Below are 20,661 nucleotides of genomic sequence, written 5' to 3'. Positions count from 1 at the left end.
CGGAGCCGGGCGAGAGAGCGTTTGATGTCCGATGGAGACAAATCATTGCGTTGCCGGGGTATGCGAGACCTTCTGCCGGATGAGATGGCGCGCTACCGCCGTGCCGAAGAGGCCTTCGGCCGCGTCTGCCGGGCGTGGGGCTACTCGGAGATACGGACCCCTACCATCGAATTCCTGCACCTCTTCACCGCCGCCGGCACCCTCTCGCCGCAGATGCTCGAACGCACCTACTCGTTCCTCGACTGGGACGGCTGGAGCGGTGAGCGCGTGGTCCTCAGGCCGGACGCGACGATCCCGGCGGCCCGCCTCTACGTAGAGAACCTTTCTCCCGGCGACGTTGCCCGCTTCTTCTACAGCCAGAGCGTCTTCCGCTTCTCCACAGGGGACGAGAGCCGCGAGGACTGGCAGTGCGGAGTGGAGCTTATCGGCGATCTGGGGCTGGCGGGCGATATCGAGTTGGTGCTTCTCGGACGGGCCGCGCTCGCCGAAATGGGGCTGAAGCGGGCGCAGGTGGGGCTTTCGCACGCGGGTCTCGTCAGGACAGTGCTGGCAGCGGCATCGCTATCACCGGAACAGCAGGTGGCCTGCTACGACCGCCTCCTCGACGGCGACTTGACGGTGTTGGAAGAGATAGAGGCGAGGCTGCCCGACCTGAAGGCGCCCCTGCATCTCCTGTTTGACGTGGAGGGCGGCAAGGCCCCCTACCTCGCCAATCTGCGGGCAGCGTTCCTCTCCGCGTTGCCTGGCCTCGAAAGGCCGCTCGATGACCTGGCGAAGATAACCGATGTGCTGGAGCGCGCCGGCTGTGAGTACGAGATCGAGACGACGCTTGTACGGAGCTTCGAGTACTATACGGGCCCGGTCTTCGAGTTCAGGGTGGACGGAAAGCGCATCGGCGGCGGCGGCCGCTACGACGATCTCATCGCCCTCGTCGGCGGCAGATCGGTGCCCGCCTCCGGCTTCGCCCTCGGCCTCGACGCAGTCGCCGCCAGAATCGATGGGCCCGTAAGGACTGAGCAAAGCGAGGCATGGGTCGTGAAGGCGGACAGCGATGGCCCGGAGGTGCTGGCCGCCGTCTTCGCCGCCGTCGAGCGGCTGCGGCAGGAGGGGCGCCGGGCGGTGGTAGGGGCGCCCTCCGGCGAGCAGGAACCCGCGCGCTGGGAGCTGGCAATATCGCAGCCGGCCGGGCCTCTCGTCTACGAGCTGCGGGACACGAAGAGCGGCAGCGAGGCGCGGTACGGCGCTCTCGAAGATGCGCTGCGCTGGCAGGAGGAGCGGCGATGATAAGGCTCGCCCTCCCCGCCGGCGACGTCAGACCGGCCCTCGGACGGCTGCTCACGGAGGTGGGACTGCCGCTCGAGGAGTACGCGCGGGGCTCGCGTGCCTACGTCGCCGCCTCGCGGGAGAACGGCCTTCGGGTCCGCGTCTTCCGCGAGCGGGACATACCGATCCAGATCGCCCTCGGCAACTACGACCTCGGTATCTGCGATGCGGCGTGGGTCGAAGAGCTGCTCGGCCGTTACTCGAGCGAGGCGATTGTCCCCCTGTGCGACCTTGGGCTCGGGAAGCGCTCGATATACGTCGCGGCCGCTGCGTCGGGCGAAAACGCCCCCTGGTGGGAGACGCCCGTCGTGCGTCTCGTAAGCGAGTACCCCGGCCTAGCGGAGGCCTTCGCGCGCGCCGCCCGGCTGCCTTCGTATCGCATATTTCCCGTGTGGGGCGCCGCCGAGGCGTACCCGCCGGAGGACGCCGAGCTGGCGCTCGTGGCGACAAAGGACGAGGACGACCTTTCGAGAAACGGCTTGCGCCCCGTTCACCGGCTGCTGGAGAGCTCAGTGTGGCTTGTCGCCAACGAGCAGAGCCTGCGTTCGAAGGACCTGGGCCGCCTCATTAAGCCCCTGCTATCGCTGAAGGGCGTGACAAACGGCCGCCCGCCGCTGACGCCGCCTCCGCCGCTTGCGCGCGCACCCGGAAGGAGACAGGATGTCCCGTGGAAGCGGCGCGACAACGCGGTGCGCCTGGCGCTGCCGGACGGCCACCAGCAACGCCACGCTGTCGCTGCACTGAGGGAAGCCGGCATCCAGCTGTCGGGCTATGACGAGGAGACGGCAGCGCGGCGACCCGGCTGCAGTATGGACGGGGTCGAAGTGAAGGTGATCCGCCCGCAGGATATGCCGCAGCAGGTCGCGCTGGGCAATTTCGACCTGGCGATCACCGGCCGCGACTGGCTGCTCGATCACCTGTACCGCTTTCCCCTTAGCCCCGTCAGGGAAGCGGCGGACCTGCATCTCGGGAGCTACAGCATCGCTGCCGTGGTGAGCGAGGAGCTGCCGGCGGCGGGTCTCGACGAGGCGTTGAAAGCGTGGCGGGCGGAAGGACGCGCCTTCATTCGGGTCGCCTCCGAGTACGTAAACGTCGCCGACCATTTCGCCCGCGGCCGTCACCTGGGCCGCTACAAAGTGGTGCCGATAAGTGGCGCCTCGGAAGGGTTTGTTCCTGAGGACGCCGAGCTTCTGATCGAAGGGACGGAGACCGGCGCTACGCTCGCCGCCAACCGTCTGAAGGTAATCGAGCGGCTCTTCCAATCGACCACCTGCCTGATTGCGTCTACGCAAGAGCCGCCGGGCGAACGAGAACGCCTCGTCAAGGAGCTGACGGGCATGTTCCTGAGCAACGTGGCGCTCAAGGGGTAGCGATGCCGCATCTCGTCTTTCACATGTCCGTCGCGAGAGAGCTGGCCGATACCCTCTCACATCCCACGCTCGACGCCTACCGAGGCGCCTATTATATGGGCTCGACGGGCCCCGACATGCACATCCTTGACGGGCGGAAGAGGAGCCTTTCTCACTACTTCGAGCTCGACGAGCTGCACGAGCAGAACAGCGTGGCGACGTTTTTCGAGGCGCATCCCGAACTTCGTTGCCCCGACGAGCTTAGAGGCGGCGCGCCGGCGTTTGTCGCAGGGTACATCTCACACCTGGTAATCGACGAGCTCTGGATAACCGAGATATACCGTCCTGTCTTCGGGCCCGACTCGCCCCTCGGCGGCGACGCCCGCGCCAACATAATGGACCGGGTGCTGCAGTACGATATGGACTTGGAGCGCCGTCGCCGCGCGGAGATCACGCGCGAGATCAGAGCCGTGCTTCTGGGGAGCGACCTGGACCTTGACATCGCCTTCGTTGACAGCGCGTCGCTGCGGCGCTGGCGGGACGTTGCCGTCGAAATGCTCGAACGCCCGCCGAGCTGGGACCGCTTCCGCTATCTGGCGGGACGTTTTCTTCTTAACGCCGGAATCGATACCGAAGAGAAGCTCGACGAGTTCCTGTCAACCGTCCCCGACCTGCTCAGGGAGGCAAAGGAGCACGTAACGGAGCACCGCATGACGGAGTTCCTCCATGCTGTCACAACCGGTTCCCTGGCTGCTTTGCGAAGGTACCTGAAATGAGGATCGTTCTCGGCGCGGACGAGGCGCGCCGCTCGCTGCTACGCCGCCGGCCCCTGACGCAGATGGACGTGCCGCCCCACATTCACGAGAGGACGCGGGCGGTGTTCGGTCGGGAGCTTTCGCCGGCGGAGGCGGTGGCGCGCATCATACGCGACGTGCGAAACGAGGGCGACGCCGCCCTCAGGCGCTACAGCGAAGCGTTTGACGGCGTGCCGTACCCGTCCCTGACCGTCTCTCCCGAAGAGGTGAAGGCCGCGTACGAGCAGGTCGAGCCGAGAATCGCGGCCGCGCTGCGGTTCGCCGCCGAGCGTATCCGGCTGTTCCACGAGATGCAGTACGACCGGACCATGTCCAGCTTCACGAAGGACGGCCTGGGGATGCGCGTCCGGGCTCTCCAGCGCGTGGGCGTGTACGCGCTGGGCACCGACGCCGTCTACCCCTCCTCCGTTCTCATGACCGCGCTGCCGGCCAAGGTCGCGTGCGTCGAAGAGATGTTCATGATCTCGCCGGTCGATAGGGCGGGCCGCGTCTCCCCGCTGAAGCTTGTCGCCGCCGATATCGCCGGCATCGACAGCGTGTTCTGCGGCAGCGGCGCGCAGGCCATCGCGGCCTTTGCTTTCGGGACGGAAACGGTGCCGCGCGTCGACAAGATCTGCGGTCCCGGGAACATCTTCGTCACCCTAGCGAAGCAGCAGCTCTACGGTGTCGTCGGGATCGATTCCGTTTACGGGCCGACGGAGACCGTGATCATCGCTGACGGCAGCGCCGATCCCGCCCTGTGCGCGGCCGATCTCCTGGCGCAGGCGGAGCACGACGAGCTGGCGACGGCCTTACTGATCACGACCTCCCGCAGGTTTGCCGCGGACGTTGAGCGCGAGGTGGAACGGCAGCTTACCGGCCTCGAACGCGAACGGGTCGCGCGGGCGTCGATGGAGGCGCGGGGCGGCGCCGTCATCGTCCGCACGCTGGACGAGGCGATCGCCCTCGCCAACGAGTACGCGCCGGAGCACCTCTGTCTGCTCGTCCGCAACCCGCGTCCGTGGTCGCGACGGGTGCGCAACGCGGGCGGCGTCTTCATTGGAGAGTCTTCGCCCGAGGCGATGGGCGACTACACGGCCGGCCCCAGCCACGTCATGCCCACGGCGGGGAGCGCCCGCTTCTCGTCGCCGCTGAACGTGCTCGACTTCCTGAAGATCACCAACGTCGTGGGCGTCGGCGAGGAGTCGCTGCGCGAGTGGGGGCCGGCGGCGGCGGCTATAGCGCGCGCGGAGGGACTGACGGCGCACGCCCGCGCCATCGAGATGCGGCTCGGCCTCGACGGGGGCTCTGACGGATGAGCGAGAAGAGCAGTCTGGATATCGACGTGCAGCGCCTGTTGCGGCCTGATCTCTCTGCGCTGGAGGGCTACGAGCCCATTGAGCCAGTGGACCAGCTCGCGCAGCGGCTGGGGGTGAAACCGGAGCAGATCGTCAAGCTCGACGGCAACGAGAACCCCTACGGGCCATCGCCGCGGGCGCTGGAGGCGCTGGCGAGTTACCCCAGTTACCACATCTACCCCGACCCCGTGCAGCGGGAGGCGAGGCGGGCGATTGCCGCTTATCTTTCGCTGAGCGAGGAGCACATCGTCGCGGGGAGCGGCAGCGACGAGCTGATCGAGCTGCTGATCAAGGCGTTCCTTTCGCCCGGCGAAGCGGTCATCGATTGTCCGCCCACGTTCGGGATGTACTCGTTCCTGACGAGTGTGGCGGGCGGACGCGTCATCGAGGCGCCGCGCAGCGACGACTATTCGCTGGACGTGGCGTCGGTGCGCGCGGCCGCCCGCGACGCGAAAATGCTGTTCGTCGCCTCGCCGAACAACCCGACGGGGAATGTGACCGGCCGCGACGAGCTGGACGCGCTGCTGGCGACGGGGCTCATCGTCGTTGTCGATGAGGCGTATGTCGAGTTTTCGGGCGGAAGCTTCGCCTCGCTCGTGCCGTCGCGCGACAATCTCATCGTGCTGCGGACGTTCAGCAAGTGGGCGGGCCTGGCCGGGCTGCGCGCGGGGTACGGTGTGATGACGCCGGCCGTAGCGCGGACGCTGATGAAGATCAAGCAGCCGTATAACCTGAACGCGGCGGCGCAGGCGGCGCTCATCGCCTCGCTGGAGGACGCGGCGCTGCTCGAGGAGCGAGTGCGGCGCCTGCTCGGCGAAAGGGAGCGTCTGTTCGAACTCCTGAGCGGCGTTCCGTTCCTGCGGCCGCTGCCCTCGCAGGCGAACTTCGTCCTCTGCCGCGTTATCGGAGCGGACGCGAAGGACGTGTGGCGAAGGCTGCGCGAGCGCGGGATAATGGTGCGCTACTTCGAAGCGCCGCGCCTGCGCGACTGCCTGCGCATAAGCGTGGGGCTGCCCGAGCAAACGGAGGCGCTGATTGCGGCGCTGCAAGAGATAGGAGGCGAGATTGGCCGGTGAACGTCGCGGCAAGGAAGAGCGCGAGACGAAGGAGACGACCGTCCGCGTTGAGGTCAACCTCGACGGACGCGGACGCGCCGAGGTGGAGACCGGCATCGGGATGCTGGACCACCTGCTGCAGCAGCTATCGCGGCATAGCCTGATTGACATAACTGTCGAAGCGAAAGGCGACCTCGAGGTCGACCCGCACCACACGGCGGAGGACGTGGCGATCTGCCTGGGGCGGGCGCTGCGCAAGGCGCTGGGCGAGCGAAAGGGGATCGTTCGCTTCGGGCATGCGGTCGTGCCGCTGGACGAGGCGCTGGCGCTCGTGTCCGTGGACGTCAGCGGGCGCGGGTACGCCTCGACGGAGCTTTCGTGGACAGGGGAGCGCGTGGGCGAGCTGCCGACGGAGCTTGTCAGCCATCTGTTGTGGTCGATCGCGACGGAGGGGCGGCTGACGCTGCACGCGCGCACGCTTGCGGGCGCGAGCGACCATCACAAGGCCGAGGCGGTGTTCAAGGCGCTCGCGCGCGCGCTGGGTGAGGCGGTGCGCCGGGACCCGCGCCTGGGCAGCGAAGTACCCAGCACGAAGGGGCAGCTTTGATCTGACTGGGCGGGCACAGAGGCCCGCCCCTACCTGGGCTCCGGGCCGTCTCTCACCCGCATACCGTATGTCCATCGGCCGCTAACGCGGCAACTCCTCGAGTTCGAAGCGGTAGTCTTCGATGACGGGGTTCGCCAGCAGCTTGCGGCACATGTCGTGCACGCGCGCCTCTGCCTCCGACCGCTGCTCCTCGTCCAGACGTATCTCCAGGTACTTCCCCGCCCGCACGCTCTCCACCTCGCCGAAGCCGAGCGAGTGCAGACCTCCTCGTATCGTCAGCCCCTGTGGGTCGTTCACCGTCGGCTTGAGGGTCACGTACACCTTCGCCAGATACACGGCTCTCTCCTTGCAGCGCTAGCGGTGGCGGATCTCGCGTCCGGTGAGGCGGCGAAACGCCTCTTTGTAGCGCTCCGACGTCTCGGCGACGATCTTCGGCGGCAGCTCGGGCGCCGGCGGCTCGCGGTTCCAGCCGGAGCGGATCAGCCAGTCGCGCACAGGCTGCTTGTCAAAGCTGGGCTGCGGCTTGCCCGGCTCGTACGTGTCGAGCGACCAGAAGCGGCTTGAGTCTGGCGTCAGCAGCTCGTCGATGAGGATCAGTTGGCCGTCCGCGCGCCCGAACTCCATCTTCGTGTCGGCGATTATGATCCCGCGGCGACGGGCGTAGCCGGCGGCGTAACGGTAAACCGCCAGCGTTGTGTCTCTCAACTGCTCGGCCAGGTCCGGCCCGACCTTCGCAGCCACCTCGTCGTAGCTGATGTTAATATCGTGGCCGCTTTCCGCCTTCGTTGCCGGCGTGAATATCGGTTGCGGAAGCTGGTCGCTCTCTCGCAACCCTTCCGGCAGCGCCACGCCGCACACGCGACCCGTTTCCTGGTACTCGACCCACGCCGAGCCGGACAGGTAGCCCCGCGCGACGCATTCGATGTCGATGCGCTCCGCCTTCTTCACCAGCATCGAGCGTCCGACGAGCTCAGGCGGCACGGCCAGCGGCAAGTCGGGCGCTTTCGTGTCTTCGATGATGCGCAGAAGGTGGTTGGGGACAATTCCGGCCGTCTTCCCGAACCAGAAGCCGGAGAGTTGCGTCAGGACGGCGCCCTTGTCGGGGATGCCGTTGGGTAGCACCACATCGAACGCCGAGATGCGGTCGGTGGTGACCATGAGCAGGCGCCCGTCGCCGACGTCGTACGTGTCGCGCACCTTGCCGCGGGCGTAGAGGTTGGGCAATTGGGTCTCAAGTAGTACCGGCACGCTCGCGCTCCCTGCTTCTCAAATCGTAGTAGAGGAGGGTGGAAGCCACCGCTACAAACGGCAGGATGATGACTGCGATGGCTGCGCTCGCCAGCCCGGACGCAATCACCGCCGCGGGCGCGAACAATATGGCGACCGCAACGGCCGGAAAACTGGCGAGCAGCCACACCACCAGGAGTATACCAAAAGTACGCCACCACTGTCCCTTGACTATGCGCGCGCTCAAGGCGACGGCGTCGTCTGATGATTGGCCATCGATTGCGACCGCCTGCGGGAAGAATATCCAGCGGACGAGCAGGTAAACGGCGAGCGGGATTCCTACCACGGTGACGGCGGCGAGGACGACGGGGAGGAAGACCCGCAGCGCAGCCAGCATGAGCGTGCGAAGGCGCTCCGCCACGTAGCGATAACTGCGATTGAAATCCGCCGGAAGCCCGTCGGCGATGTCGTCGACGGCGCGGGCGATGGCGGCAGTCGCGATGACGGTGACGGCGATGCTCACCACGTAAAGAGGGATGCTTGCGATTGTCAGGACGATTGCGTCGGTGATTGCAGCGGCGGCCAGCGCGCTGACGATGTCGACGGGGAGAGTGATGGCGGCCATCGCCACGAGTTCGGGGAAGTTCAACCGGTACAGGGTGAGGGAGCGGTCGATTATCTGTCCCAGCTCCATGCGCCGGCGGAGCAGGTCGGGCTCGCCGCCGTTATTCGTCATTCACGCCTCCCTGCGGCAGCGCTCAGGACAGGCCCAGTCTTTCGAAGGAGTGGTCGACGTAGCGGGTGTACACGCCGTAGTCGAATATGGCGTCCATCTCCTGTGCGCTGAGCCGGCTGGTGACCTCCGGGTCTTCCTCGAGCAGGCCTCGTAGGGGCCGCCGCTCCTTCCAAGCGCGCATCGAGCTGGCCTGCACGGTCTTGTAGGCCTTGTCGCGGCTCAGCCCCTTCTCTATGAGGGCAATCAGCACTCGCTGCGAGAAGACAAGGCCCTGCGTGAGCTCGACGTTTTCGCGCATGCGGTCGGGGTAGACCTGGAGGCCGCGCACGACGTAAGTGAAGAGGTCCAGCATGTAGTCGACGAGCAGGCATGCGTCGGGGAGGATGATGCGTTCGGGCGCGGAGTCCGTGAGGTCGCGCTCGTGCCAGAGAGCGACGTTCTCCAGCGCGGCGACGGCATAGCCACGGACGACGCGGGCGAGGCCGGATATGCGCTCGCACTTCTCGGGGTTGCGCTTGTGGGGCATGGCGCTCGACCCCGTCTGTCCCGCCTCGAACGGCTCCTCCACCTCGAGGATCTCCGTGCGCTGCATGTTGCGCAGGTCGGTGGCGAACTTGTCGAGCGACGAGGCGAGGACGGCAAGCGTGGTCAGGAAGCGGGCGTGCCGGTCGCGGTGGACGATCTGCGTGCTTATCGCTTCGATTCCCAGGCCGAGCCGCTTGCAGACCGCCTCCTCGATGTCGGGCGGGACGGTGGCGTGGCTGCCCACGGGCCCGCTTATCTTGCCCACAGCGACCTCCGCCTTCGCCTCCGCGAGGCGGCGCTCATTGCGGCGCAGCTCGTCCACCCACGACGCCAGCTTCAGCCCGAAGGTTATGGGCTCGGCGTGGACGCCGTGCGTGCGCCCCATCATGAGCGTGTACTTATGCTCGCGCGCCTTCTCTTCCACCGCCTCGATGAGGGCGGCGAGATCGCGCAGGAGGATGTCGGACGAATCGCGCAGGGCGATGCCGAGGGCGGTATCGACGACGTCATACGAGGTGAGGCCCATGTGGACGTAGCGCCCCTCCTCGCCGAGGCTGTCGGCGACGGTGCGGAGGAAGGAGATGACGTCGTGGTGCGTCTCCGCGAGGTAGCGCTCCATCGCCTCCAGGTCGTAGGAGGCGTGGCGGATCTTTTCCGCCGCCTCTTCGGGGATGTCGCCGCGCTGCGCCCAGGCGTCGCACACGGCGATCTCCACCTGAAGCCAGCGGTCGTACTTCCCTTTGTCCGACCAGATGGCGGCCATTTCGGGTCGTGAGTATTTCGGGATCATGAGTCCATGTACTCCAATCGAGGCGGTGAGAAGGCGTCGATAGCGATGCTGTCCTCGAGCGCCGTCACGGCATGGGTCACGTTGGCCGGGACGACGTAGCCGTCGCCGGCGCACAGCTCCCGGCCTTCGCCGCCGATGACGAATGACAGCCGGCCACGCGCGACGTACCCCGCCTGCTCGTGCTCGTGGTTGTGCGGGGCAATCACTGCCCCCTTCGTCAGCGTGAACTCGCAGATGGTGACGCGTTCGCCGCTGACGAGAGTGCGGCGCACCACGCCCGCCGACATCTCAACGGGTCTGCATTCAGAGTTGGCTTTGAACGCGGGATTCGATTTCTCCGGCACGGCCACTCTTCAGTTTACCTCGACGCCTGCTTCTCGCGATAGGCCCCGTACGCCTGTCTTATCCGCGCGTCGCTGAGGGCGAGGATCTCGGCGGCGAGAAGGGCGGCGTTGCGCGCCCCCCACTTGCCGACGGCAACGGTGGCGACCGGAACGCCCGGCGGCATCTGGGCGATGGCGAGGAGGGCGTCGACGCCCTTGAGGTCGCTGGAGGCGAGGGGGACGCCGATGACCGGCACGGCGGTGTAGGCCTTGATGGCGCCCGGAAGAGCAGCGGAGCCGCCGGCGGCGGCGATGACGACGCGTATCCCCCGCTGCTCCGCCGATTGGGCGAACTCGCGCACCTTGTCGGGGGTGCGGTGGGCGGAGAGGACGTGCGTCTCGTGGGGGATGCCGAGGGCGTTCAGGGTGTCGAGGCACTCCTGGACGAGCGGAGCGTCTGACTTCGACCCCATCACAACGGCGACGATTGCCTCTGGCATGGCAAGTTCCTTTTGGGCGTCGGGCAAAATGCCCGACCCATTACTCTTCTGCGAGACCCGATCTGTTGATGCGCGCTACGGTATCTCTAGCCATTCGGGGCGGGGGCGGAAGCGCCGCCCGCCGATGTCGCGACGGTAGTGCATCCCCTCGAAGCGGATGCGCTCGACGTTGGTGTACGCCTTGCGCCGCGCCTCCTCGAGTGTCGCGCCCAGCGCCGTCACTGCCATCACCCGCCCCCCCGACGTGACGAGTTGTCCGTCATTCTCGCGGCGCGTACCCGCATGGAACACTATAGCGTCTTCGTCAAGCTCGTCCAGCCCCCGTATCGGGAAGCCGGTGTCGTACTTGCCGGGGTAGCCGCCGGACGCCAGCACCACGGCGACGCACGGCTCGTCGCGCCACTCCACCTGCGCCTCGTGCAGGCGTCCGTTCGCCACCGCCCACAGTATTTCGAGCAGGTCGCTCTTGAGGCGCGGCAGGATCGCCTGCGTCTCGGGGTCGCCGAAGCGGCAGTTGAACTCGAGCACATTCGGCCCGTTCTCGGTGACCAGCAGGCCGGGGTAGAGGACGCCACAGTAAGGGCGGCCCTCTTCCGCCATGGCCCGCACGGTGGCCTGGGTGACGTGTTCGTGGATCCAGGGCACCAGCTCCGGCCGGATCCACCCGGGCGGGCTGTAGGCGCCCATGCCGCCGGTGTTCGGCCCCTCGTCGTAGTCGAAGACGGGCTTGTGATCGCAAGAGAGAGGCATGGACACAACGGTACGCCCGTCGGTGAACGCCTGCGCCGACGTTTCGCGGCCGCTCAGCCGCTCCTCGACGACGATGCGGGCGCCCGCCGCGCCGAAGACGCGGTCGCAGAGTATGGCGTCGGCGGCCTCCAGGGCTTCCGCCGCATCCCGGGTGACGATCGCGCCCTTGCCGGCGGTGAGCCCGTCGGCCTTGATGACAAGCGGCTCCTTATGCTCGGCGATGTAGAGGCCTGCCTCCCACATGGAGTCGAAGCTCTGGTGTCGCGCTGTCGGGATGCCGTGGCGGACCATCAGCTCCTTGGCGAAGACCTTGCTTGCCTCCAGCTCAGCGGCCGCTTTCGTGGGGCCGAAGGCGGCGATCCCGGCGGCAGCGAGGGCGTCGACGAGGCCCAGGGTTAGCGGCTCCTCCGGTCCGACAACGACGAGGTCGATGCGCTGCTCGCGGGCCACGCGGACGATGCCTTCGATATCGTTGGCCTTGACGGGCAGGTTATCGGCGATTGCCGCGGTGCCGGCGTTGCCCGGGGAGACGTAGAGGGCGTCGAGCCGGGAAGACTGCCTTATCTTCCAGGCGAGGGCGTGTTCACGGCCACCGGAGCCGACGATGAGAACTCGCAAACGCTTCCTCTGCGGTGGGTGTGAGCGAGACGGCCGCTATGATGGTATCCGGTGACGGCGGCAGGGGCAAGATGAGACCTGTCAGCGGATGGATAACGGATAAACGGATATGCGGGGACGTCACGGCGCCGAAGCGGGCGGGCAAGATGCCCGACGAGGGAGCATCTCATGTTGTGATGCCTGTAGGCGCGAAGCCGTCCCATTCGCTGACGGGGTTGCTGGAAGTGACGACGAAGCCCTTTCGCCCCCGCTCGTCGGCGTGAGAGATACGCACCTCGCCCACGATTTCCAGCGTCTCCCTGTCGATGACGAACGTCAGGCCGTCGACCTCTTCCACGTGGTCGGACTCGCGGGCGGCGTCCACTCGCAGTGCGAGCGCGGCGTCGCAACAGCCGCTGGAAGCGAGCTCGACGCGCACGGCGCCCCGCGCGCCCGCCTCAGCCAGGAACGATTTAATGGCCGCGATGGCCGCCGCGTCCGCCGTGATCGCCGCTATGGTCTGCTCCTTGCCTATCCACCCCGCGCGGTGGTCCACCCGTCGCTAGTAGGCCTGCTGATAGAGTGCCAGGATTTCGTTCGGGTCATTGACGGGGCGGGCGTTGAAGATCACGGCTGTGTCGGCGATGGCGTGGAACGCGCACATAGGCAGGTTGTCTTCGGGCACGCCCACGTCGCGCAGCTTTAGCGGGTGCTGCGCCTTCACCATGAGGGCTTCGACCGCCTCGGCGGCGGCCAGCGCCGCTTCGCGCTCGTCCATGCCGCGGGTGTCGACCCCCATAGCCTGCGCGACAAGGGCCAGCTTGGGCGCTGCATAGTCGACGTTGTAGCGCATCACTTTGGGGAGGACGATGCCGCAGGCCGCGCCGTGCGAAACGTGGTGCAGCGTGCCCAGGGTGTGCGCCATGCCGTGCGCCAGCCCGACCTGGGCGGTGGTGAAGGCCAGCCCGGCCGCCGTGGCCGCGATCTGCATGTTGAGCCGCGCCTTCTCGTTGCTCCCGTCGGCGATGACGAGCGGCAGGTTCTCGGTTATCAGGCGTATTGCCTGCAGGGCGTGGCCGTCGCACATCGGGTTGGCCATCGTGCTCGTCAGCGCCTCGACAGCGTGCGTGAGGGCGTCCATGGCGGTGCAGGCCGTCATGTCCTTGGGCAGGGTCATCGTGAAGCGGGGGTCGAGGATGGCGACGTTCGGCAGGATGCGCGGGTCGACGATGAAGAGCTTGCGGCCGGCGCCCTTGCTCGTGAGCACGGCGATGGTCGTCACCTCGCTGCCCGTGCCCGCGGTCGTGGGGATGGCGATGTGGGGCGTCTGCGGCTCGGTGAGCACCTGCATGTTGAGGTAGTCGTTGGCCTTGCCGCCGTTCTTCAGCGTGACGCAAACGGATTTGCCCGTGTCGAGCACGCTGCCGCCGCCCACGCTGACGATGCAATCGGCGTTTAGTTCGCGCGCGGCTTCGACGGCGGCGTCAACGGATTCGAGGTCGGGGTCGGCCGGGATGCTGTCGTAGATGCCGACGCAGAAATCAACGAGCGCGTTCTTCGTCAGGTCGGCGAGCCCCGCTTTCCGGACGCCGGGGTCGGTGAGGATCAGCGCCCTCCGGCAGCCGAGGTCGGCGATCGCCTTGTAAATGCCGCTGAGCGACCCGTGGCCAACGATGACGTTTGTGGGGCAGGAGTAAGAGAAGCCTTCGACTCGTTTGTTGTCGGATAGTATCTGGAAGGTCATGTTGGAGTTCTTGTCGGCGAGGGCAGGCACGTGCACGCGCTTGATTTCCACGTACTCGTGCAGTCCGGCACCGCCCAGCTCGCGCCCGACGCCCGACTGCTTGTAGCCGCCGAAGGGGGCGAAGTCGGCGAAAATGTGGTAGTTGTTGATCCACATCGTGCCGGTGCGCACGCCGCGGGCGATGCGCTCCGCTCTCGCCGTGTTGGAGGAGAAGACGCCGCCGCCGAGTCCGTATATGGAGTCGTTGGCGATGGCAACCGCCTCATCGTCGTCGTGGAACTTGATGACGCAGACGACAGGGCCGAAGATCTCCTCCTGGGCGATGCGCATCTTGTTGTCGACGTCGGCGAAGATCGTGGGGGGGTAGTAGTAGCCGCCGGCGATGCCGGGGACCTCCACGCGCTGCCCGCCCGTTATAAGCGTCGCGCCCTCTTCCTTGCCCAGCGCCACGTAGCGCTCGACGGTAGCGAGCTGCTCCTTGCTGACAAGCGGCCCGAGGTGAGAGGTGGGATCGAGCTGGTAGCCGACGCGGAGGGCTTCGGCGCGCTTCTTCATCTTCCCCAGGAACTCGTCGTAGATCTTCGACTGGACGAGCACGCGCGTGCCCGATTCGCACACCTGACCCTGGTGGAAGAACGTGCCGAAGCACGCGCCTTCAACGGCAAGCTCCATGTCGCAGTCGTCGAGGATGATGTTGGCCGACTTGCCGCCAAGTTCGAGGGTCACTTTCTTCACCGTGTCGGAGGCCATTCGCATGATCTCGCGTCCCACCTCGGTGCTGCCGGTAAAGGCGATCTTGTCGACGTCGGGATGGGTGCAAAGGGTCTTGCCCAACGAGCCGCCCGGCCCGGGAATGACGTTCAAGACGCCCGCGGGAAGCCCGGCCGCTTGCGCTGCCTCGGCGATGATGAGGGCGCTCAGCGAGGTGTAGGAGGCAGGCTTGAGCACGACGGTGTTACCGGTCGCGAGCGCGGGTGCGATCTTCCAGAACGCCATCGTCATCGGGTAGTTCCAGGGGATGATGCCCACGCAGACGCCGATCGGCTCGCGACGGATGAAGTCGCGCCCGGGGGCAAAGACGTTGCCCGAGACGGGTATCTCCTCTTCCCAGGGAAACTTCGTCGCGGCGTAGAGGCTTATGTTGCGAAGAAAACCGACCCCCAGCAGGGGGAAGAACTTGGCGAGTGATATGACCTGCCCTGAGTCCATCGACTCCGTTGCGGCCAGCCGAAGGGCCTGCCGCGCCACCTGGTCGGCGAAGTCCTGGATCTTGGCCATGCGCGCTTTCGGCGAAAGGCCGCTCCATACCCCGCTGTCAAACGCTCTGCGCGCGGCAGCAATGGCGGCCTCGGCATCGGCGGTCCCCGCCTGGGCGATGGTGGCGATAGGTTGCTCCGTCCCCGGGTCAATGGACTCGAATGTCTTCCCGTCGCGGGCGTCGACGAACTCGCCGTTGATGAAGAGCTTGTACTGCTCCATTGAACTCCTCCCTGCAGGCTGCGACCTTGCGTCCCCCCGGTCGGGACGCTCCGAGGTAGCTGAAAGATACCACTGCTCCCACTTAGGTAGAAGCTGCTAAGGGCGGGAAAGGTGCTGGGGAAGGGTGGGGTGGGAGTACCGGCGCCTCGCTTGCCGCGAGACGTTTCTGGGGTGGGACGTGGGAAAAACTGCGCGCCGCTTGCGTGTGGGGAAGGGGCGGGGTGGGAACGCGGACATTTCGATTGCGGTCTGACAGTTCTGGGGTGGGACCGTGTGGGAAAATGATCGCGCGCTTGCCGGTGGGCGGGAAACTACTCCCACTCAATTGTGCCGGGTGGCTTCGACGTGATGTCGTAAACTACGCGGTTCACCGCCGGCACCTCGTTGACGATGCGGCTCGCGATCCGCGCCAGCAGGTCGTAGGGGAGCCGCGCCCAGTCGGCAGTCATCGCGTCCTCGGCCGTGACGACGCGCAATGCGACGACGTGCCCGTAGGTGCGGAAGTCACCCATGACACCAACGCTGCGACTGTCCGTCAGCACCGCGAAAGCCTGCCACAGTTCGCGATAGAGGCGCGCGTTCTTGATCTCGTTCATAACTATCCAGTCGCAGGCGCGAAGCGTCTCCAGCTTCCCCGGCGTCACCTCGCCGATAATGCGGATCGCAAGCCCGGGCCCGGGGAAAGGCTGGCGGAAGACCATCTCCTCCGGAAGGCCAACTTCCAGGCCCACCTGTCGCACCTCGTCCTTGAACAGATAGCGCAAAGGCTCGATGAGTTGTAGCGTCATCTCTTTGGGCAGCCCGCCGACGTTGTGATGGCTCTTGATCTTCGCGGCGGAGCCGTCGCCCGTGGGCGAGGACGCGCTCTCGATGACATCGGGGTACGTGGTCCCCTGCACGATGAAGTCGACCCGGCCCAGCTTGTCCGCCTCCTCCTCAAAGACGCGGATGAACTCCTCCCCGACGCGGTGCCGCTTCTCCTCGGGGTCAGTGACGCCGGCCAGCACCTTGAGGAAGCGGTCGGTGGCGTCGACGTCAATCAGGTTCATCTTCATGTTGCGACGGAACGTCTGCAGCACGCGTTCGGGCTCCTCGCGCCGCAGCAGACCGTTGTTCACGAATATGCACGTTAACTGGTCGCCAACGGCCCGGTGCACAAGCGTGGCGGCCACCGCAGAGTCGACGCCGCCTGAAAGGGCGCAGATTACCCGCCCGTCGCCGACCTGCGACCTTATGCGCTTCACACTTTCCGCCGCGAAGTTCTCCGGGGTCCAATCGCCGCGGCAGCCACACACCCGGTACAGGAAGTTCTCCATGATCTTCTTGCCCTGCGGCGTGTGGACGACCTCCGGATGGAACTGCAAGCCGAGGAGCCCGCGCTCGTTGCCCATGACGGCGATGGGCGAATTGTCGGAGTAGGCGAGGGATCGGAAGCCGGGCGGCGGCTCGACAATGTGATCGCCGTGGCTCATCCAGACCGGCATCGAGGGCGGCAGGTCGGCGAACAGGTCCGACTGCTCCGCCTGATGCAGCATGGTGTGGCCGTACTCGTGCTTCTCGCCGGGGGACACGCGCCCGCCGAGCTGGTGAGCGAGCAGCTGCATCCCGTAGCAGATGCCGAGCACAGGGACTCCCGCTTCGAACACGTATGATGGGGTGAGGGGCGCTCCCTCCGCATAAACGCTTGCCGGTCCGCCTGACAGGACGAAGCCCTTGATGTTGAGGCCGGCGATTTCCTCCCAGGGGGCATAGTAGGGGACGAGCTCGCAGTAGACATGACACTCGCGGATGCGCCGCGCGATGAGCAGGCTCGTCTGCGAGCCGAAATCGAGGACCACTACCGCTTCCGGCTTTACCTCGCGTCCCGGCTCCGCCGCGACCGGACGCTCGCCGCCCTTTTCGCGCGCAATCTCCAGGTACGTCGACACCTCGATGTCGTCGCTTGTGCGGAACCGCCGGTCGGGGGCGTCCTCAGAGCTGTCCATGGCGCTACCGGGACTCGAAGCTGCGCTGCCGAGCTAAGCAGCAAGGCCCGGGTTCTCGTGCCCAGGCCTCTTGCTCAGCAGCGTCCATGTCGACCTCAGAATAGCACCCGTGTTATACTACCGTCAACCGGCGCTTCTGCTCTTGAGAATATGCGGATAATCACTTGTGAAGCCCTTTTTGCGCGCGAACTCTCCGTTGTCGTCGAGTGTTTGCGCAATGGCGGCCTCGTCGCCTTCCCAACCGACACATTGTACGGTCTGGCTGCCGCCGCCGCCAACGACGAAGCGGTGAAGAGGCTATACAAAGCCAAGAACCGCCCCGCGGACGATCCGCTTCCCATGCTTCTTTCTCATCCCCATGACGCACGGCAGGTAACCCTGAGAGTGCCTGATTTGGCGTTGAAGTTAGCCTCTCGCTTCTGGCCGGGCCCTCTCACCCTTGTCTTGCCCCGCAACCCTGCCTTTCACTCGCTTGCCCTCGCCGGGCGCGACGATGTGGCCGTCCGTGTCCCTGCCCACGAGGTGCCGCGTTTGCTGATCGAGACGCTGGGCGAACCCATCACCGGTACCAGCGCCAACATTTCTGGGCTGCCTCCCACGACGACGGCTCGAGACGTGGCGAAACAGCTTGGCGACAGCGTCGACATCATCATCGACGGGGGCCGCACGCCGATCGGCGTAGAGTCAACCGTGATAGACTTAGTAGGAGAGACGCCGCGGCTGCTGCGAGAGGGCGCGCTCACCCGCGCTCAGATCGAAGCCGTCGTCGGACACGTAGACGCAAGCGAGGGGTGAGAATGCGCATTGCCATCGGCAGTGATCACGCGGGGTTTGCTCTCAAGCAGGTGCTTGCCCAACACGTCGGGTCGCTCGGTCATAGCGTTACGGATTTCGGCTGCCCGGATACAAGCTCCGTCGACTACCCCGACATCGCTGTGCCGCTTTCGAAGGCGGTCGTCAGCGGCGAGCACGACCTCGGAATCCTCGTCTGCAGCAATGGCGTCGGCATGTGCATCTGCGCGAACAAGGTGAAGGGGGTACGCGCCGCGCTCTGTCACGACCCCTTCAGTTCACGCCGCGCCCGACAGCACACCGACGCTAACGTCCTCTGCCTCGGCTCCTGGTGCATCGGCGAAGGGGTAGCGAGAGAGGTGGTCGAGGCATTCCTCGCCGCCGGCTTCGAGGGTGGGCGTCACGTCCGACGGCTGGAAAAAGTAAAGGCGCTCGAGAACCAGGAGAGGTGACGCTATTGGGGCCGGAACGCCTTCTCGACTTGCAGGAGCGGTACGTTCCGCTCATCGAGGGGGAGATGAAGCGGGCCCTCCAGGACAGGCGGCTCGTTCACTACGGCCTCATGCGCTACCACCTCGGGTGGGAGGACCGCGAGGGCAGGCCCGAGCACTGGTTCCGCGGCAAGATGCTGCGCCCTCTTCTCTGCCTCCTGAGCTGCGAAGCTGTGGGCGGCAAAGCGGAAAGCGCCCTGCCGGCAGCGGCGGCGCTGGAGTTCCTGCACAACTTCAGCCTCATCCATGACGACATTGAGGACTGCTCCCCCGAAAGGCATGGCCGCGAGACACTGTGGAAGATATGGGGCGTCCCCCTGGCCGTAAATGCCGGCGACGGCATGTTCGCGCTCGCCCACGTGACGCTCCAGAGACTCGGCGAGACGGGACTGCCGCCCGAAAAGGCGCTGGAGATACGGCGCTTGCTCGACATCGCCTCCCTGGAACTTTGCGAAGGTCAGTACCTCGACCTTGAGTACGAGAGGCGGCTCGACGTCACCTGCAAGCATTACCTGGACATGGCCGCAGGCAAGACGGCCGCCCTGATGTCCGCGGCCTCCGCCGGGGGAGCCGTCATCGGCGGCGCGACGCCCGATATAGTCGGCCTCTTTCAGGAATTCGGCAGGAACCTGGGTTTTGCCTTCCAGATAAGGGATGATATCCTTGGCATCTGGGGGAAGTCGACCGAGATGGGGAAGCCCACAGGGGAAGACATCTACGCGCGGAAGAAATCCTTCCCCGTCGTCTTTGCCCTGGAGCGGTCGCGCGGCGCTGACAGGACAAAGCTGCAAGCGCTGTACGAGAAGCCGGAACTGACAGCAGCCGATGTCGAGGACGTCCTGGCGGCGCTCCAAAGCGTCTCGTCGCGGGAAGAGAGCCAGAACGCCGCTATGCGGTACGCGTCTCGCGCTCTCGGCCGGTTGCGAGGCGTGAAGATGCCCGCCGAAAGCAGGCGCAACCTGAAGGCCTTGGCGGACTATTTCGTTGATCGGGAGGCCTGAGCCTTTCCCTCGCGTCCTGATAGGAGGGAACCATGAACAAGAAGACCGTCCGCGATATCGACGTCGCGGGGAAGCGCGCGCTCGTGCGGGTCGATTTCAACGTCCCGCTCGACAAGGAAACGGGCAAGATCTCCGATGACAGCCGGCTTCGGGCCTCGCTGCCCACCATCCGATACCTGATGGACAAGGGGGCGCGCGTCGTTCTCTGTTCGCACCTCGGCCGCCCAAAGGGCAAGGTCGTTGAGGAGCTGCGGATGTCACGGGCAGGAATTGGTGAGCGGCTCTCCGAACTGCTGGGGGTGCCCGTGCGCACCCTTCACCACGTTATCGGGCCGAAGGCTGAGGAAGCCACGCGGCAGTTGAAGCCCGGCGAGGTCCTCCTCCTGGAAAACGTCCGCTTTTTCCCCGAAGAGGAGGCGAACGACCCCAAGATGTCGCACGCCCTGGCGCAACTCGCGGACGTGTATGTCGACGACGCCTTCGGGTCGGCCCATCGGGCGCACGCCTCCACCGTCGGCATAGCCGGCGAGCTTCCCGCCGTCGCCGGCTTCCTGATGGAGAGAGAAGTGGACTATCTAAGCAAGGCGCTCACGAACCCGCAACGGCCCTTCGCCGCCATAATCGGCGGGGCGAAGATAAGCACCAAGATCGGGGTGCTCCGCAACCTCCTGTCGCGGCTCGATTGCCTCATCGTCGGCGGCGGCATGGCATCCACTCTGCTCAAGGCTAACGGCATGAACGTGGGGCAATCGCTGGTCGAGGACGATCAGATCGACGTGGCGCGCGATCTCATGCGCCAGGCCGACGAGCGCGGCGTCCCGCTCCTGCTCCCCTCGGATGCTGTCGTTGCCGACCGCTTCGCTGCCGACGCCAACGCCGAGACAGTGGAGGTGCAGAACATACCGCCTGAAATGCGTATCATGGACATAGGCCCCGACAGCGTTGCGACCTTTCAGGAGGCGGTGGAGGACTGCAAAACGGTGGTCTGGAACGGCCCCCTGGGGGTAGCGGAGTTCCCGCAGTTCGCCCAGGGCTCGCTGGCGATGGCCAAGACCCTCGCCGCCCTCGACGCTGTTACCATCGTCGGCGGGGGCGAGACGGTGGCGCTGATCGAGGACGCGGGGCTGCAAGACAAGTTTACTCACGTCTCCACTGGCGGCGGCGCCTCCCTCGAGTTCCTGGAGGGGAAGACGCTGCCGGGAGTGGCTGCCTTGATGGACCGGTAGCGGCAGCAG

General features: G+C 66.2%; 20 protein-coding genes. 10 read left to right on the top strand and 10 right to left on the bottom strand.

What is annotated here, in order from left to right:
- The first annotated feature begins 60 nt into the window (after positions 1-60).
- The 6 genes from QME71_00175 to hisB are packed head-to-tail and all read left to right on the top strand — an operon-like array spanning position 61 to position 6,486.
- Positions 61-1,284, top strand: a complete 1,224-nt coding sequence (locus tag QME71_00175) for an ATP phosphoribosyltransferase regulatory subunit (protein MDI6856728.1) — start codon at positions 61-63, stop codon at positions 1,282-1,284.
- On the top strand, positions 1,281-2,693 hold the full coding sequence (gene hisG, locus QME71_00170) for an ATP phosphoribosyltransferase (GenBank protein ID MDI6856727.1): 1,413 nt from the start codon (positions 1,281-1,283) through the stop codon (positions 2,691-2,693). Before QME71_00175 ends, hisG begins: the two co-directional genes overlap by 4 nt.
- Positions 2,694-2,695: 2 nt before the next feature.
- Positions 2,696-3,448, top strand: coding sequence for a zinc dependent phospholipase C family protein (locus tag QME71_00165; GenBank protein MDI6856726.1), 753 nt, complete (start codon positions 2,696-2,698; stop codon positions 3,446-3,448).
- On the top strand, positions 3,445-4,785 hold the full coding sequence (hisD, locus tag QME71_00160; protein ID MDI6856725.1) for a histidinol dehydrogenase: 1,341 nt from the start codon (positions 3,445-3,447) through the stop codon (positions 4,783-4,785). The genes QME71_00165 and hisD overlap by 4 nt, the downstream gene beginning before the upstream one ends.
- Complete coding sequence (hisC, locus tag QME71_00155; GenBank protein ID MDI6856724.1) at positions 4,782-5,900, top strand: histidinol-phosphate transaminase; 1,119 nt, start codon at positions 4,782-4,784, stop codon at positions 5,898-5,900. Before hisD ends, hisC begins: the two co-directional genes overlap by 4 nt.
- Positions 5,890-6,486: an imidazoleglycerol-phosphate dehydratase HisB gene (hisB, locus tag QME71_00150; protein MDI6856723.1), complete on the top strand. Its 597-nt coding sequence runs from the start codon at positions 5,890-5,892 to the stop codon at positions 6,484-6,486. The genes hisC and hisB overlap by 11 nt, the downstream gene beginning before the upstream one ends.
- A gap of 81 nt (positions 6,487-6,567) precedes the next feature.
- On the opposite strand, the gene purS is transcribed toward hisB, so the two are convergent.
- The 10 genes from purS to guaA form a co-directional block, all read right to left on the bottom strand.
- Positions 6,568-6,822, bottom strand: a complete 255-nt coding sequence (gene purS, locus QME71_00145; GenBank protein MDI6856722.1) for a phosphoribosylformylglycinamidine synthase subunit PurS — start codon at positions 6,820-6,822, stop codon at positions 6,568-6,570.
- An 18-nt stretch (positions 6,823-6,840) separates the two neighbouring features.
- On the bottom strand, positions 6,841-7,734 hold the full coding sequence (locus QME71_00140) for a phosphoribosylaminoimidazolesuccinocarboxamide synthase (protein ID MDI6856721.1): 894 nt from the start codon (positions 7,732-7,734) through the stop codon (positions 6,841-6,843).
- Positions 7,718-8,449, bottom strand: a complete 732-nt coding sequence (locus tag QME71_00135; GenBank protein MDI6856720.1) for a hypothetical protein — start codon at positions 8,447-8,449, stop codon at positions 7,718-7,720. Before QME71_00135 ends, QME71_00140 begins: the two co-directional genes overlap by 17 nt.
- Before the next feature lie 22 nt (positions 8,450-8,471).
- Positions 8,472-9,764 (bottom strand): adenylosuccinate lyase, encoded by a 1,293-nt coding sequence (purB, locus tag QME71_00130; GenBank protein ID MDI6856719.1) that lies wholly within the window; start codon positions 9,762-9,764, stop codon positions 8,472-8,474.
- Complete coding sequence (locus QME71_00125; protein MDI6856718.1) at positions 9,761-10,051, bottom strand: cupin domain-containing protein; 291 nt, start codon at positions 10,049-10,051, stop codon at positions 9,761-9,763. Before QME71_00125 ends, purB begins: the two co-directional genes overlap by 4 nt.
- A gap of 71 nt (positions 10,052-10,122) precedes the next feature.
- Complete coding sequence (gene purE, locus QME71_00120; protein ID MDI6856717.1) at positions 10,123-10,587, bottom strand: 5-(carboxyamino)imidazole ribonucleotide mutase; 465 nt, start codon at positions 10,585-10,587, stop codon at positions 10,123-10,125.
- A gap of 75 nt (positions 10,588-10,662) precedes the next feature.
- The gene (purD, locus tag QME71_00115; GenBank protein MDI6856716.1) at positions 10,663-11,955 is read right to left on the bottom strand and encodes a phosphoribosylamine--glycine ligase; all 1,293 of its coding nucleotides are present in this window, start codon (positions 11,953-11,955) and stop codon (positions 10,663-10,665) included.
- Between the two features lie 166 nt (positions 11,956-12,121).
- On the bottom strand, positions 12,122-12,490 hold the full coding sequence (locus QME71_00110; GenBank protein ID MDI6856715.1) for a hypothetical protein: 369 nt from the start codon (positions 12,488-12,490) through the stop codon (positions 12,122-12,124).
- Positions 12,491-12,496: 6 nt separating this feature from the next.
- Positions 12,497-15,157: an aldehyde dehydrogenase family protein gene (locus QME71_00105; protein MDI6856714.1), complete on the bottom strand. Its 2,661-nt coding sequence runs from the start codon at positions 15,155-15,157 to the stop codon at positions 12,497-12,499.
- Between the two features lie 311 nt (positions 15,158-15,468).
- Positions 15,469-17,073: a glutamine-hydrolyzing GMP synthase gene (gene guaA / locus QME71_00100; GenBank protein ID MDI6856713.1), complete on the bottom strand. Its 1,605-nt coding sequence runs from the start codon at positions 17,071-17,073 to the stop codon at positions 15,469-15,471.
- A 219-nt stretch (positions 17,074-17,292) separates the two neighbouring features.
- Between guaA and QME71_00095 the strand changes: the two genes are divergently transcribed.
- The 4 genes from QME71_00095 to QME71_00080 are packed head-to-tail and all read left to right on the top strand — an operon-like array spanning position 17,293 to position 20,652.
- Positions 17,293-17,937: an L-threonylcarbamoyladenylate synthase gene (locus QME71_00095; GenBank protein MDI6856712.1), complete on the top strand. Its 645-nt coding sequence runs from the start codon at positions 17,293-17,295 to the stop codon at positions 17,935-17,937.
- A gap of 2 nt (positions 17,938-17,939) precedes the next feature.
- Positions 17,940-18,386 carry a ribose 5-phosphate isomerase B gene (gene rpiB, locus QME71_00090; GenBank protein MDI6856711.1) on the top strand — a complete coding sequence of 149 codons (447 nt, stop codon included), beginning with the start codon at positions 17,940-17,942 and terminating at the stop codon, positions 18,384-18,386.
- A complete protein-coding gene (locus QME71_00085; protein ID MDI6856710.1) occupies positions 18,383-19,426 on the top strand; it encodes a polyprenyl synthetase family protein in 1,044 nt (347 codons plus the stop codon). Before rpiB ends, QME71_00085 begins: the two co-directional genes overlap by 4 nt.
- Positions 19,427-19,458: 32 nt before the next feature.
- On the top strand, positions 19,459-20,652 hold the full coding sequence (locus QME71_00080; protein MDI6856709.1) for a phosphoglycerate kinase: 1,194 nt from the start codon (positions 19,459-19,461) through the stop codon (positions 20,650-20,652).
- The last annotated feature ends 9 nt before the right edge of the window (positions 20,653-20,661 follow it).

The organism is Dehalococcoidia bacterium, assembly GCA_030018455.1.
GTDB lineage: Bacteria > Chloroflexota > Dehalococcoidia > DSTF01 > JALHUB01 > JASEFU01.
The sequence above is the reverse complement of the archived record's forward strand: the minus strand, read 5'-3'. Positions and strand labels throughout refer to the sequence as shown.